This is a genomic window from Pseudomonas sp. SDO55104_S430, assembly GCF_054070595.1.
Genome location: NZ_JBSVXG010000001.1, coordinates 62,754 through 77,310, shown reverse-complemented (window position 1 = coordinate 77,310; position 14,557 = coordinate 62,754). Strand labels below are relative to the sequence as shown.

Genomic DNA, 14,557 nt, shown 5'->3' with positions numbered 1-14,557 from the left:
CCCCATTTTGGAACGCGCACAACACTAAACCCCATGATCACTCATGGGGTTTAGTGTTTTCAGCCCTGCCTTTATGCCGGCGCTGATGTCCGGATCAGGTGATCGAACGCGCTCAGCGAAGCCTTCGCGCCCTCGCCCACCGCAATCACGATCTGCTTGTACGGCACAGTCGTCACGTCACCGGCAGCGAACACACCCGGCAGCGAAGTCTCGCCACGGGCATCGACGATGATCTCGCCACGAGGCGACAGCTCGACGGTGCCTTTGAGCCAGTCGGTGTTGGGCAGCAAACCGATCTGCACGAAGATGCCTTCGAGGTTGACCGTGTGGAACTCGCCTGAATCGCGATCCTTGTAGACCAGACCGCTCACCTTTTCGCCGTCACCTTTCACTTCGCTGGTCAGCGCGCTGGTGATGACATTGACGTTGGGCAGGCTGAACAGCTTGCGTTGCAGCACCGCATCGGCGCGCAGCTTGCTGTCGAACTCCAGCAGCGTGACATGGCTGACGATACCCGCCAGGTCGATCGCCGCTTCGACGCCGGAGTTACCGCCGCCGATCACCGCCACGCGCTTGCCCTTGAACAGCGGACCGTCGCAGTGCGGGCAGAAGCATACGCCCTTGGCCTTGTATTCTTGCTCACCCGGCACGCCCATTTCTCTCCAGCGGGCGCCGGTGGCGAGAATCAGCGCCTTGGTTTTCAGGCTGGCGCCGCTTTCGAAGCGCACTTCGTGCAACTCGCCGGGGTTCTTCGCCGGGATCAGCTTGGTGGCACGTTGCAGATTCATGATGTCGACGTCGTATTGCTTGACGTGTTCTTCCAGAGCGCTGGCCAGCTTCGGCCCTTCGGTTTCCTGCACGGAGATGAAGTTTTCGATGGCCATGGTGTCCAGCACCTGACCGCCAAAACGTTCGGCCGCAACACCGGTTCGAATGCCTTTGCGAGCCGCGTAAATCGCCGCCGAAGCACCGGCTGGGCCACCGCCGACCACCAGCACATCAAAGGCTTCTTTCGCGCTGATTTTCTCGGCTTGGCGCTCGGCACCGCTGGTGTCGATCTTGGCGAGGATTTCTTCCAGACCCATGCGGCCCTGGCCGAACACTTCGCCGTTAAGGTAAATGCTTGGCACCGCCATGATCTTGCGATCATCGACTTCGGCCTGGAACAACGCGCCGTCGATGGCGACGTGGCGAATGTTCGGGTTCAGCACCGCCATCAGGTTCAGCGCCTGGACCACGTCCGGGCAGTTCTGGCAAGACAGCGAGAAGTAGGTTTCAAAGCTGAACTCACCCTTGAGCGAGCGGATCTGTTCGATCACTTCGGCACTGGCTTTCGATGGGTGCCCGCCGACTTGCAGCAAGGCCAGCACCAGGGAAGTGAATTCGTGGCCCATCGGGATGCCGGCGAACCGCAGGCTGATGTCCTGACCCGGGCGATTGATCGAAAACGATGGCTTGCGTGCATCGTCACCGTTATCGAGCAAGGAAATTTGGCTGGAAAGACTGGCAACGTCTTTCAACAGGTCGAGCATTTCACTGGATTTCGCACCGTCGTCGAGCGAAGCAACGATCTCGATCGGTTGGGTGACCCGTTCCAGGTACGATTTCAACTGGGCTTTAAGATTGGCGTCCAACATACGGGCGATTTCCTTTATCAAATTCTTTGCATAAAAAAACGCCCGAGCGAATCTCGCCCGGGCGTTTTCAGGGGCGGTGCAGCTTACTGAGTAGGTGCGGTAGTCCGCCCTGTGGAGCGTGTCACTGACTTAGATCTTGCCGACCAGGTCCAGGGACGGAGCCAGAGTGGCCTCGCCTTCTTTCCACTTGGCTGGGCAAACCTGGCCTGGGTGAGCAGCGACGTACTGGGCAGCCTTGATTTTGCGCAGCAGCTCGGAAGCGTCACGGCCAACGCCGCCATCGTTCAGTTCAACGATTTTGATCTGGCCTTCAGGGTTGATCACGAAGGTGCCACGGTCAGCCAGACCAGCTTCTTCGATCAGCACGTCGAAGTTGCGGGAGATGACGTGGGTCGGGTCGCCGATCATGGTGTACTGGATCTTGCCGATGGCTGGCGAAGTGTTGTGCCAGGCAGCGTGAGCGAAGTGAGTGTCGGTGGAAACGCTGTAGATCTCGACGCCCAGCTTCTGGAATGCGTCGTAGTTGTCAGCCAGGTCTTCCAGTTCGGTCGGGCAGACGAAGGTGAAGTCGGCTGGGTAGAAGAACACCACAGACCACTTGCCTTTCAGGTCAGCGTCCGAAACTTTTACGAAGTCGCCGTTTTTGAATGCGTCAGCTTTGAACGGTTTTACTTGGCTGTTGATGATAGGCATCGTTGACTCTCCGTCAGGGGTTGTGAAGTTGATGGAGTGAACTCTACCCACTCGATGGACGGTTGGCTCATTGGCAAACCTGATGCTGGTGATTGGGTTTCGCTATTAGCCAGGGGTATTAATAGAAGAAAACGATCTCTGCACCTGTGGGAGCCTGCTCGCGATGGATTCCGATACACCGTGGGGGGTCAGACAGCCAGCGTTATCGTTGGCGACCATCGCGAGCGTGCTCGCTCCTACAGGGTTTTTGTGGTCAACGATGACGAGGGGAATCAGACTGTTCGCGTTTTCTCACCGAGCCGTGCCATGCCCTGGAAAGGGCTGACCTCGATGTAACGCATCGCCGATTTCATGTCCTTCCACCCCACATAGCTCATCAGCGATTTCAAGTCCCAGCCCGACCGGTGCGCCCACGAAGCGAAACCCCGGCGCAGGGAGTGGCTGGTGTACTGCTCGGCAGCGATCCCTGCGCGGCCAAGCGCTTGCCTCAACAAGGGAATCACACTGTTGGCGTGCAAGCCCTCCTCGCTCAGATTCCCCCACCGATCAATCCCGCGAAACACCGGCCCACGCGCCAGCGCAGCTTCACTGACCCAATCGATATACGCCTGCACCGGACACAGCCGCTGCAACGCCGGCGTCTGATAGGTCTTTCCCAGGTTCTCCCGGTCACTCTTGCTGCGCGGCAGATACAGGGTGATGCCCGTGCCGGCGCTGACTTGCACATGCTCGATCTGCAAGCGGCACAACTCATCGCTACGAAAGCCGCGCCAGAACCCCAGCAGGATCAGCGCGATATCGCGCTTGGCGCGCAACAGCGCGGGACGATCGTCTTCGGCCATGGCGACCTGTTTCTCCTGCTCCAACCAGTCGATCACCTGCTCCAGATGCTGAAGCTGCAGCGGCTCGGCCTGCTTCTCCTGAGCCGGATGCAACGCACGAATGCCCTTGAACACCTTGCGCACCACCGGCGCCTTGGTCGGGTCGGCAAAACCCTGGCTGTTATGCCACTGCGCCAACGCCGACAGCCGCAGCTTCAAGGTGTTGATCGACAGCACGCCGGCATGGGCAGCTAGATATCGCGCGACGCTGTCGGCGGTGGCGGGCAGGAAACCGCCCCAGGTCACCTCGAAGTGCTCGATGGCGGCTCGATAGCTGCGACGAGTGTTGTCGCGGGTTGCGGCTTGCAGGTAACGATCGAGATCGCTCATGGAAATGTCCTTATCCAACTGTAGGAGCGAGCACGCTCGCGATGGATTGCGATACACCGCGGGGTGTCAGGCCGCCAGCGTTATCGTTGACGACCATCGCGAGCCTGCTCGCTCCTACAGGAAAACGTGTGTACTGAAATGGCGTGTTAAAAACTGTGGAATCGTTATGACACGGGGTAATACCAGTATATCCCGTGTGAATAATCATCCGTATTTATCTTTTTCATTTGAATGGTACAATGTGTTTTTACGTAGTACGTACCACATGCAAAAGCAGTAGGAGAAATCATGGCCCGTGGCGGTGTAAATAAGGCGGTCGTTCAGGCTGCACGTCTGGCGATCCTCGCCCGCGGTGAAAACCCCAGCATCGATGCCGTGCGCATTGAAATGGGCAATACCGGATCGAAAACCACGATTCATCGCTATCTGAAGGAGCTGGGTGAAGACCTTAAACCGGCGGAGACAGAACCCACCGACCCCGTCGACGATGAGTTGCTGGTCCTGGTTTCACGCCTGGCGCAACGCCTGAAAGAACAGGCGCAGGAGCCGATCGATCAGGCTCGCGAGCAATTCGAGACGCAGCGCAAGGCACTGGAAACCCAGCTTGAAGAAGCACGGGAAGCCAACACCGAACTGCAGCAGCAATACGAAATCCAGAGCCTGGCGCTGACCCAGGAATCCGAGGCGCTGCACGAAACCCGCGCCCTCCTCCAGGCCGAACAAACCCGCAATGCCGGACTGAATCAGGCACTGGCGGATTTCGAATTGCGCTTGCAGGACAAGGACGAGCAAATCCGCTCGCTGGAAGAAAAGCACCTGCACGCCCGCGACGCCCTTGAGCATTACCGCAATGCCGTCAAGGAGCAGCGCGAGCAAGAACATAGTCGACATGAAAGCCAGGTCCAGCAGTTGCAGATGGAGTTGCGCCAGGCCCAGCAAAGCGCGCTGGTGCGCCAGGATGAAATCACCCAGTTGCACCGCGACAACGAGCGCCTGCTGACGGAAAACCGCGGCACTTTGCGCGAACTGGGCTCAATGCAGGAACAGCTCAAGCAGAGCAACACTCGTCAGGATCAGTTGCTGGAGCAGGTCACGCGGGTCGACGGCGAACGCACCCTCCTCCAGGAACGCTTGCGCGTGGCACTGCTGGAAAGTCAGTCGCTTAAACAGAACATCGACGAACAGGCGCAGCTCAACAAATCACTGGAGAGCCGATTGACCAAGGCCCAGGCGGATCTCGAAGAGGAAAGCGTGCGTCTGGCGGCGGCCCTTGAGGCCGCTGCGCCAGACGCAACGAAGGACGCTTAACCGGCGACCGGCGTACGCATGGTGACGAACTCTTCGGCGGCCGTCGGGTGCACGCCGATGGTTTCGTCGAAGTGGCGCTTGGTGGCGCCGGCCTTCAAGGCGATGGCCAGGCCCTGGACGATTTCACCGGCATCCGGCCCGACCATGTGGCAACCCAGCACCTTGTCGGTCTTGGCGTCCACCACAAGCTTCATCAGCGTGCGCTCCTGGCATTCAGTGAGGGTCAGCTTCATCGGCCGGAAACGGCTTTCGAAGATCACCACCTCATGCCCGGCATCGCGCGCTTCCTCTTCGGTCAAACCGACGGTGCCGATGTTCGGCAAGCTGAACACTGCCGTCGGGATCATCTTGTAATCCACCGGACGATACTGCTCAGGCTTGAACAGACGCCGCGCCACGGCCATGCCTTCGGCCAAGGCCACCGGCGTCAGTTGCACCCGACCGATCACATCGCCCAATGCGAGGATCGACGGTTCGGCGGTCTGGTACTGATCGTCGACCTCGACGAAGCCCTTCTTGTCGAGTTTGACTCCGGTGTTCTCCAGCCCGAGGTTGTCCAGCATCGGACGCCGCCCTGTGGCGTAGAACACGCAATCGGCTTCCATCTGGCGACCATCCTTGAGCGTCACTTTCAGGCTGCCATCGACCTGCTTGTCGATACGCTCGATGTCGGCGTTGAACTGCAGATCCATGCCGCGCTTGGTCAGTTCTTCCTGCAGATGCTTGCGCACCGAACCGTCGAAGCCACGCAGGAACAGCTCACCGCGATAGAGCAAGGTGGTCTGGGCGCCGAGGCCGTGGAAAATGCCAGCGAACTCGACCGCGATGTAACCACCGCCCACGACCAGTACGCGCTTCGGCAGTTCTTTGAGGAAAAATGCCTGGTTGGAACTGATCGCCAGCTCGTGACCCGGAATCTCCGGGATCTGCGGCCAGCCACCGGTGGCGATCAGGATGTGCTTGGCGCTGTGGCGCTCGCCATTGATCTCAACGGTATGCGGATCGACGATTTTCGCGTGACCTTCATGCAGGGTCACACCGCTGTTGACCAGCAGGTTGCGATAAATGCCGTTCAGGCGATTGATCTCGCGGTCCTTGTTGGCAATCAGCGTCGCCCAGTCGAACTGCGCCTCGTCCAGGCTCCAGCCGAAACCCGAGGCCTGATCGAAGTCTTCGGCGAAGTGCGCACCGTAGACCAGCAGCTTTTTCGGCACACAGCCGACGTTCACACAGGTGCCGCCCAGGTAGCGGCTCTCGGCCACCGCCACCTTGGCACCGAAACCGGCGGCAAACCGCGCCGCCCGCACACCGCCGGAACCGGCACCAATCACATAAAGGTCAAAATCGTAGGCCATCGTCTATCTCCTCGGCAGGTGACCAGCATACCCGCAGTCGTTCGCAGGGCAAGGGTTGCCAACAATATGGGCGCGGAAAATGAAAAAGCCACCCGGAGGTGGCTTTTCAGTACAAGCAGGTTGGCGCGCTATCAGTACGCCTTGCCAGTCTTGTAGAAGTTCTCGAAGCAGAAGTTGGTTGCGTCGATGTAACCTTCGGCGCCACCGCAGTCGAAACGCTTGCCCTTGAACTTGTAGGCCATTACGCAGCCGTTCTGGGCCTGTTTCATCAGGGCGTCGGTGATCTGGATTTCACCACCCTTGCCTGGCTCGGTCTGCTCGATCAGGTCGAAGATGTCCGGGGTCAGGATGTAACGACCGATGATGGCCAGGTTCGACGGCGCATCTTCCGGCTTTGGCTTCTCGACCATGCTGTGAACGCGGTAGATGTCGTCGCGGATCATCTCGCCGGCGATTACGCCGTATTTGTTGGTTTCCTGCGGATCGACTTCCTGGATGGCCACGATCGAGCAGCGGAACTGCTTGTACAGCTTGACCATCTGGGTCAGTACGCCGTCGCCTTCCAGGTTCACGCACAGGTCGTCCGCCAGTACCACGGCGAACGGTTCGTCACCGATCAGCGGACGGCCGGTCAGGATCGCGTGGCCCAGGCCTTTCATTTCGGTCTGGCGGGTGTAGGAGAACGAGCAGTTGTCGAGCAGTTTGCGGATACCGACCAGGTATTTTTCCTTGTCGGTGCCCTTGATCTGGTTTTCCAGCTCGTAGCTGATGTCGAAGTGGTCTTCCAGGGCGCGCTTGCCGCGACCGGTCACAATGGAGATTTCGTTCAACCCGGCATCCAGTGCTTCTTCGACGCCGTACTGGATCAGTGGCTTGTTTACCACCGGCAGCATTTCTTTGGGCATGGCTTTAGTCGCTGGCAGGAAGCGAGTACCGTAACCGGCTGCTGGAAACAAGCATTTCTTGATCATATAAGTCCTTGAAAGGGCTGTGTGTACGAGTTCGGCGCAGTCTAATCAGGCGGCGTGCACCTTACAATGCCCGCGCTGGCTAACCGATGCCATCATAGGAGAAATATTTGGGCGGATAGTTCCGCCGCAATGCAGGTCCTCCATCAGCAACCTTTAAGTGATAGCAGAGACCGGCAGGAATGCACGCTTGTCAACTCAACAGGCAGGGGCATTAAACGCTATGATTGCGACAATTCAACCAGCCAACGAGGCAGATAGATGTCGGCAGCAAAAATCGTCAACGGGTACCTGATCAACAAGACCAACGACGGCCAATGGTCGATCGACAGCGCGGCTGGCGAGAAGATCGCCGGGCCATTCCCTACTGAAGCCATGGCGGTGGAAGTGGCGGCAGTGCTGGAACTTGAGCATCCGGAACCGAAAAAGCGCGGCAAAGACAAGTAACCTGTAGGAGCGAGCACGCTCGCGATGGTCGTCAACGATAACGCGGGCGATCTGAAGCAGCGCGTTGCCTGGACGCTCTTTCGCGAGCAGGCTCGCTCCCACAAAGGAACAGGCAAAACAGTGGCTCATCGCCACAACCTTTTGCCCGCGATGCTGTCACAGGCTTTGCCCATCCCCTTTCGATGACACCGACATGACCAAATTCTTGCCACTGATCGCGGTATTGGCCCTGAGTGGCTGCGCGACGTCCCAACCCACCTACCTGAACAACGGCGAACAAGGCCTGGCCATCGACTGTTCAGGCGAAGCCAACTCCTGGGCGAGCTGTTATGAAAAGGCCGACGCTTCCTGCGCAGGCACCGGCTACCGCATCGTCGGCACCGATGGCACGCCGGCGCCGGACGAAAGCGACAAGACCCTGGGCGTAGACGTCGGCAACTATAAGAACCGCAGCGTCGTAGTGGTCTGCAAGTAAGGCGCCCTGCCCCCGCTATGCAAATGCCGCCGGTTTGGCGGCATTTTTATTGGAGTACGGCAGCCGGTCAGCCAGAAATGCACGCATTCGCGGCATTCTGCACATCCTTTGGACGCACCGGCACGTTGGACATGCTCTCGTGCAGCTTGATACTGCTGCCGCCGGAGCGATCCTCGATATCGAAAACCGCAGCCGGCCCCGATGACAATTTCTGCGGCACAATCACTCGAACGCCGTCTTTATGAGGCTCGATTTGCAACGGACCTCGGCTATCGGCGAGCTTTTCGCTCAGGCATTGCGCGTATTCATGGGGTTTCTTGCCGGAAATAACGTTCATGGTGGGCAGCGTCTGGTTAATTTCCGAAACGCTTGCACAACCACCGATTGCCAACGCCATTGGCAGAACCCACACACCCCACTTCATACAAAACCTCCGATAAAGACCCTCCGACAGCACAAACATGGTTTTTCTCCGGGGGCGACTGTATTTATCTGCACCCTACGCCCCGGAACGTCCTTAAATTGTCAAAGCAGCCTCAGGCAACAGGATATTTCCGCCTGCAGACTGATAAACTGCGCGCCATCGTTTTGATTTTGTAGAAAAAGCCCTTCCGGAGGCGCCCCACATGAAATTCATTCACCAGCGCGAGCACCTCAACGAAGACGACATCGTCGTCATTCAATGCTCGCAGACCTGCAACATCCGCTTGATGAACGACGCCAACTTCCGCAGCTTCAAGAATGGCGGCCGTCACACCTATCACGGTGGCGCATTCGACACCTTCCCGGCCCGAATCACCGCGCCGAGCACCGGTTTCTGGAACATCACCATCGACACCGTCAGCCGTCGGGCGATCAGCGTGACCCGCAAACCAACCCTGACTCACTCGATCAAAATCATTCGCCGCTCCAGCTCCAAGCTCAGCTGAGTAATGCGTTCCGCTCGCGATCAGAGCGCCAGACAGACAGGTATCACCGTGGCCCAGACGACCAAATACGTAATCAAGTACAAGCTCAACGGCGAACGCCGCTTCGAATTCGCCCAGCTGGAAAACGGCACCCAGGAAGAAGCCAAGGCCGCATTGGACGCCTTGCACGGTCAGGGCGACGATGTCATCAGCGAAATCAGCGTCAGCAAGGCGCTGTAAGTCTTCATTCGCAATTCGACCGCAAGCGGCGGAGTGTCCGCATTCTCAAGCCGTCCCAGACTGCTCGCCTCAATCACGTGAGCATCGCAAATGAGTGAGCAATACCTGAACAGGCTGAATTGGCCTTCGCTGGAAGAGCAACTCGATCAGGACGGCTGTGGGGTCATCCCTTCGCTGTTGAGCCACAAGGCCTGTGACGACCTCAGTGCCTTGTACGACCAATCAGAGCCCTTTCGCTCGCAAGTGATCATGGCCCGCCACGGCTTCGGCCGTGGCGAGTACAAGTACTTTCGCTACCCCCTGCCGGATCTCGTGGCGCGCCTGCGCAGTGCGCTTTATCCGCGACTTGTGCCGATCGCCAACCGTTGGTACGAGCAAATGGGCCTGCCAGACCGGTTTCCTGAGAACCACGACGCCTTTCTCGAACGCTGCCATGCCGCCGGTCAGCAACGTCCTACGCCGTTGTTGCTGCAATACGGTCCGCAGGACTACAACTGCCTGCATCAGGACCTGTACGGCGAGCACGTTTTCCCACTGCAGGTCGCGATTCTGCTGTCAGAACCGGGTGAAGATTTTACCGGTGGCGAATTCGTCCTGACAGAACAACGTCCGCGCATGCAGTCGCGCCCGCAGGTGGTGGGTCTCAAGAAAGGGGATGGTTTGATTTTTGCGGTCAACCAGCGACCGGTCCAAGGCACGCGCGGCTTTTACCGGGTCACCCTGCGCCACGGCGTCAGTCGCCTGCACAGCGGCAAACGGCATACCCTGGGCATTATCTTTCACGATGCGTCATGACCATGAACCCGACAACCTTTGACCTGTTCGCCGACGCCGAGCCGGAACAACAGCCACGGTGCGAACAGATCGGCGAACAATCCTGCGTATTGAGAGGCTTCGCCCTGCCCTGGCTGGACCGTTTGCTGCCGGCACTGGAAGCGGTGCTGGCGGCTGCGCCCTTCCGGCAAATGGTCACCCCCGGTGGTTTCACCATGTCGGTGGCGCTGAGCAGCTGCGGAACCTGGGGCTGGACTACCGATCGCAGCGGCTATCGTTACACCCGCGACGATCCGCAAACGGGCCTGCCGTGGCCGTCGATGCCGGAGGTGTTTTTCCAGCTGGCACAGGCGGCGGCACGGGACGCGGGGTTTACAGACTTCGAGCCCGATTCCTGCCTGATCAACCGCTATGTCCCAGGCGCGAAAATGTCTTTGCATCAGGACAAGGACGAAAAATCCTACGCAGAGCCGATCGTGTCGGTGTCTTTGGGATTGCCGGCCATGTTTCTGTTCGGTGGTTTTGAGCGCAGCGACAAAAGCCAGCGGGTGCCGTTGCTGCATGGCGACATCGTGGTCTGGGGTGGCGTGGATCGCTTGCGTTATCACGGCGTCCTGCCGATCAAGGACGGGCAGCACTCGATCCTAGGCGAGCAGCGGATCAACTTCACGTTTCGCCGGTCGCATTGAATACTCGGAATTTGACCGCAAGCGCCGGAGTGCCGATGCACGGGCAGGTGAATAACCTGTGCTAAACGGGTCAACGGATACAAAAGCCATGACAAGCCAAATGACAAAAATCAGCACCGAGAACGATCCACGCTGGGCCGCCGTTGTCGCACGCGACCCGCAGGCGGACGGGCAGTTCGTCTACGCGGTGAAAACCACCGGGATCTACTGCAACCCCAGCAGCCTGGCGCGCTTGCCCAAGCCGCAGAACGTCGAGTTCTTCGATACCGCCGAACAGGCACAGGCGGCGGGTTATCGCCCGAGCAAACGCGCGGCGAAGGATCAGAGCGACCTGGCGGCGCAACATGCCGCGACGGTGGCTGCCGCGTGCCGCCAGATCGAAACGGCCGAGGAGCTTCCAGGCTTGAACGATCTGGCCCAGGTCGCCGGGTTGAGCAGCTTTCACTTTCACCGGGTGTTCAAGGCCTTGACCGGCCTGACGCCCCGGGGTTATGCCGCCGCCCATCGTTCGCGCCGGGTGCGGGAGCGGTTGACGGATGGGCGTTCGGTCACCGACGCGCTGTACGACGCCGGCTTCAACTCCAACAGCCGCTTTTATGAAGCGGCGGATCAGGTGCTGGGCATGAAACCCGCCGATTACCGCGCCGCCGGGCAGAACAACGACATTCGATTCGCCGTCGGCCAGTGCTCCCTCGGGGCGATCCTGGTGGCGCAAAGCGAGCGTGGCGTGTGCGCGATTCTGCTGGGGGATGATCCGCAGCAACTGGTCTGCGACCTGCAAGACAAATTCCGCCGGGCCAATCTGATCGGCGCCGACCAGGACTTCGAACAACTGATCGCCAGGGTTGTGGGCTTTATCGAAGCGCCGGCGTTGGGTCTGGACCTTCCATTGGATGTGCAAGGCACGGCGTTTCAGGCGCGGGTCTGGCAAGCGTTGCGGGAGATTCCCGTGGGCAGCACCGCCAGCTATGCCGACATTGCTCAGCGCATCGGCTCACCGAAAGCCGTCCGCGCCGTGGCCCAGGCCTGTGGCGCGAACAACCTGGCGGTGGCCATTCCCTGTCACCGCGTAGTGCGCAGCGATGGCAATCTGTCGGGGTATCGTTGGGGCGTGGAGCGCAAGCGTCAGCTGCTCGATCGGGAAACCACGGACCTGTAGGAGCGAGCTTGCTCGCGATGGAGGCCCTGACACCGCGGGGTATCAGGTTTCCCGCGTTATCGTTGACGACCATCGCGAGCAAGCTTGCTCCTACAGGGGGTGTGTTGTGGTTTGACTCAGCGCCGGGTTTTTCCATTGCAGGCGGCTATGCTTTTTTCGCGGCCGTCAAAAACCGCGAGAACGGTCCTGTCGATGGAGTTGACCATGCCCTGCCTACGTTCGTTTGCCGCGGTACTGATGTTCTGCCTGATGAGCCTTGCCAATACCCAGGCCGCACCTGCGCAGCCCGCGGCACCCAATGCCCCGAGCTGGCCGCAGGTGCTGAACAACGACGATGCCAAATTGACGATCTACCAGCCGCAACTCGACAGCTGGGACGGTTACACCCTGCAGGCCCGCGCCGCAGTGGAGGTCACCGACAAGGACGGCAAATCCACCTTCGGCATCGTGCACTTCAGTGCCCAGACCCTCGTGGACAAGGCCACCCGCTGGGTCGAACTGGATCAGTACACCATCACCAAAGTCGATTTCCCCTCCGCCGCGACGAACCTCGACAGCTGGATGCAAGAGCTGAAAAACGATGCGCTGAACCGCAAGAAAACCATTTCCCTGGATCAACTCGAAGCCGCACTGGGCACGGTCGCCGCCGAGCAGAAGGCAAGCAGCGACCCCATAGACAACACGCCGCCCACCATCATCAGCTCCGAAGTGCCGGCCATTCTGGTGTACATCGACGGCGAACCGGTGTATCGCCCCGTCGAAGGCACCGTGCTGCAACGGGTGATCAACACCCGGCCGCTGCTGCTCAAGGATGCCCAGGGCAAACATTACCTGCATGTGTTCGACGGCTGGATGGCGGCGGATGCGTTGAGTGGCCCCTATACCCCGTTAACGTCACCTTCGGCTGACCTGGAAAAGGCCATGAAGGCCGCGATTCAGAGCCGGCAGGTCGACCTGCTGACAGGCCAGAGCGATGCAAAGGACAAGGTTCCCAGCCTGGCCAAACCGCCCGTGCCACAGATTCATGTGGCGACAAAACCCACGGAATTGATTGTCACGGACGGCGCCGCGCAATGGCAGCCGATCCAGGGCACGCAACTGCTTTATGTGACGAACACCACCGGGCACATCTTCAAGGAGATCGGCGACCAGAACAGTTACCTGCTGATCTCCGGTCGCTGGTTCCGCGCCCCTGACATGCAAGGCCCCTGGACCTTCGTGCCGGCGGACAAGTTGCCGGCGGACTTCGCCAACATTCCCGACGACAGCGCCAAGGAGAACGTCAAAGCCTCGGTGGCGGGCACACCGCAAGCGAAGGAAGCGGCGATTGCCGCCAGCATTCCGCAAACTTCGGCCGTCAAGAAGAGCCAGTTGAAAATGACGGCGCCGCAATTCGACGGCCAGCCACAACTCAACGGCATCAAGGGCACGCCGCTGCAGTACGTAGTAAACAGCCCGACGCCGATCATCATGGTCGACGCCAAGAGCTGGTACGCGGTTGAGAACGGTGTCTGGTTCGTGGCCACCTCGGTGCAAGGCCCGTGGACAGTTGCCACCTCGGTGCCCGCTGTCATCTATTCGATTCCCCCCAGTTCCCCGCTGCACTACCTCACCTACGTCAAAGTCTATTCAGCCAGCGGCGACGTCGTGGTAGTGGGCTACACACCGGGATATCAGGGCTCAACCCTGGATCCGGTTACGGGCGTGGTGGTGTACGGAACGGGTTACTACTACTCACCGTGGGTCGGCACAGTCTGGTACGGCCCGCCCGTGACCTACGGTTTCGGCGCGGCGATTCGCTACACGCCTTGGACAGGCTGGGCTTATGGCTACGGATTTGGCTGGAGCTGGGGCGGCAGCACCGTGGCCATGGGTTGGGGCTGGGGCGCTTATCCGTGGTGGGGCAATTACGGTTGGGGCTACGCCTGGGGACCGCATCTGTACCCGGCGCCGATGCCCTGGGGCGGCGTCGCCTACGGTTATCACGGCGGTGCGGTGGCCTGGGGACCCGGTGGCTGGGCCGGCACTTCCGGCAACATCTACCGTCAATGGGGCGATAGCGCCTCGGTCAGTCGCTACAGTGGCGGGTACAACGCCTGGACCGGCAATCGCTGGGCCGGACAGGTCGGCGCCTCCTACAACTCGCGCACCGGCGTCGCCGCTGCTGGTCAACGAGGGGCCGTGGAGAATGTCTACACCGGCAACTACGCGGCCGGTCGCGAAGGTGTTGCCACCGGGCCCAACGGTGGCGCCATCGCCGGACAGCACGTGACCGCAGGCAACGTGTACACCGGCAATCAGGTCAACGCCAATCGTGGCGCGGTCTACAACCCCAATACCGGCAACACCACCGGTTACCGCAGCGTGCGCGGCCCCGACAGTGGCGCCGCGCAGATCGGCAACAACGTTTACGCCGGCCACGATGGCAATGTCTACAAGAAAACCGATGATGGCTGGCAGTCGATGGTCGGCGGCACCAACCGGCTCAATTTAGCCAATACGACGCAAGTGCAGAATCTCAACCGCGACTACCAGGCCCGCTCGTTCGGCAATGAGCGGACGAACAACTTTCAGAACTCGTCGCAGTTCATGAATCGTTCGTTTGGTGGAGGTGGTGGCGGCGGATTTCACCGGCGCTAAACGCAATTCTGCTTCCACTGTAGGAGCCGAGCTTGCTCGCGATGGATTCTGTA

At 59.8% G+C, this 14,557-nt stretch carries 15 protein-coding genes; 9 read left to right on the top strand and 6 right to left on the bottom strand.

The window, feature by feature from the left end; translation table 11 throughout:
* Positions 1 to 71 precede the first annotated feature (71 nt).
* The 3 genes from ahpF to ACW9JE_RS00460 form a co-directional block, all read right to left on the bottom strand.
* Complete coding sequence (gene ahpF, locus ACW9JE_RS00470; protein WP_224535269.1) at positions 72 to 1,637, bottom strand: alkyl hydroperoxide reductase subunit F; 1,566 nt, start codon at positions 1,635 to 1,637, stop codon at positions 72 to 74.
* Between the two features lie 129 nt (positions 1,638 to 1,766).
* Positions 1,767 to 2,330, bottom strand: coding sequence for an alkyl hydroperoxide reductase subunit C (gene ahpC, locus ACW9JE_RS00465; RefSeq protein WP_085725808.1), 564 nt, complete (start codon positions 2,328 to 2,330; stop codon positions 1,767 to 1,769).
* Between the two features lie 272 nt (positions 2,331 to 2,602).
* A complete protein-coding gene (locus tag ACW9JE_RS00460) occupies positions 2,603 to 3,541 on the bottom strand; it encodes a site-specific integrase (RefSeq protein ID WP_457431492.1) in 939 nt (312 codons plus the stop codon).
* A gap of 288 nt (positions 3,542 to 3,829) precedes the next feature.
* Here ACW9JE_RS00460 and ACW9JE_RS00455 point away from each other — a divergent pair, with 288 nt between their 5' ends.
* Positions 3,830 to 4,849: a DNA-binding protein gene (locus tag ACW9JE_RS00455; RefSeq protein ID WP_457431491.1), complete on the top strand. Its 1,020-nt coding sequence runs from the start codon at positions 3,830 to 3,832 to the stop codon at positions 4,847 to 4,849.
* Here the strand turns inward: ACW9JE_RS00455 and gorA are convergent.
* Positions 4,846 to 6,204 (bottom strand): glutathione-disulfide reductase, encoded by a 1,359-nt coding sequence (gene gorA / locus ACW9JE_RS00450; RefSeq protein ID WP_457431490.1) that lies wholly within the window; start codon positions 6,202 to 6,204, stop codon positions 4,846 to 4,848. The two genes, ACW9JE_RS00455 and gorA, sit on opposite strands and share 4 nt — an antisense overlap.
* Positions 6,205 to 6,335: 131 nt before the next feature.
* The gene (gene galU / locus ACW9JE_RS00445) at positions 6,336 to 7,175 is read right to left on the bottom strand and encodes a UTP--glucose-1-phosphate uridylyltransferase GalU (protein ID WP_095194738.1); all 840 of its coding nucleotides are present in this window, start codon (positions 7,173 to 7,175) and stop codon (positions 6,336 to 6,338) included.
* A gap of 258 nt (positions 7,176 to 7,433) precedes the next feature.
* Between galU and ACW9JE_RS00440 the strand changes: the two genes are divergently transcribed.
* Entirely contained in the window at positions 7,434 to 7,619 is a 186-nt protein-coding gene (locus ACW9JE_RS00440; protein ID WP_224535262.1) for a hypothetical protein, read from the top strand.
* A 193-nt stretch (positions 7,620 to 7,812) separates the two neighbouring features.
* Positions 7,813 to 8,094 (top strand): hypothetical protein, encoded by a 282-nt coding sequence (locus ACW9JE_RS00435; protein WP_224535260.1) that lies wholly within the window; start codon positions 7,813 to 7,815, stop codon positions 8,092 to 8,094.
* Between the two features lie 67 nt (positions 8,095 to 8,161).
* On the opposite strand, the gene ACW9JE_RS00430 is transcribed toward ACW9JE_RS00435, so the two are convergent.
* On the bottom strand, positions 8,162 to 8,518 hold the full coding sequence (locus tag ACW9JE_RS00430) for a hypothetical protein (protein WP_224535285.1): 357 nt from the start codon (positions 8,516 to 8,518) through the stop codon (positions 8,162 to 8,164).
* Positions 8,519 to 8,720: 202 nt separating this feature from the next.
* On the opposite strand from ACW9JE_RS00430, the gene ACW9JE_RS00425 reads away from it, so the two are divergent.
* The 6 genes from ACW9JE_RS00425 (at position 8,721) to ACW9JE_RS00400 (ending at position 14,504) form a co-directional block, all read left to right on the top strand.
* A complete protein-coding gene (locus tag ACW9JE_RS00425; RefSeq protein ID WP_039768744.1) occupies positions 8,721 to 9,023 on the top strand; it encodes a DUF1883 domain-containing protein in 303 nt (100 codons plus the stop codon).
* A 48-nt stretch (positions 9,024 to 9,071) separates the two neighbouring features.
* A complete protein-coding gene (locus tag ACW9JE_RS00420) occupies positions 9,072 to 9,242 on the top strand; it encodes a hypothetical protein (RefSeq protein WP_175378109.1) in 171 nt (56 codons plus the stop codon).
* Between the two features lie 90 nt (positions 9,243 to 9,332).
* Positions 9,333 to 10,037 carry a 2OG-Fe(II) oxygenase gene (locus ACW9JE_RS00415; RefSeq protein WP_457431489.1) on the top strand — a complete coding sequence of 235 codons (705 nt, stop codon included), beginning with the start codon at positions 9,333 to 9,335 and terminating at the stop codon, positions 10,035 to 10,037.
* A 2-nt stretch (positions 10,038 to 10,039) separates the two neighbouring features.
* Positions 10,040 to 10,705, top strand: coding sequence for a DNA oxidative demethylase AlkB (alkB, locus tag ACW9JE_RS00410; protein WP_457431488.1), 666 nt, complete (start codon positions 10,040 to 10,042; stop codon positions 10,703 to 10,705).
* A gap of 88 nt (positions 10,706 to 10,793) precedes the next feature.
* A complete protein-coding gene (gene ada, locus ACW9JE_RS00405; RefSeq protein WP_457431487.1) occupies positions 10,794 to 11,864 on the top strand; it encodes a bifunctional DNA-binding transcriptional regulator/O6-methylguanine-DNA methyltransferase Ada in 1,071 nt (356 codons plus the stop codon).
* Positions 11,865 to 12,068: 204 nt separating this feature from the next.
* Positions 12,069 to 14,504, top strand: coding sequence for an autotransporter (locus tag ACW9JE_RS00400; RefSeq protein ID WP_457431486.1), 2,436 nt, complete (start codon positions 12,069 to 12,071; stop codon positions 14,502 to 14,504).
* The last annotated feature ends 53 nt before the right edge of the window (positions 14,505 to 14,557 follow it).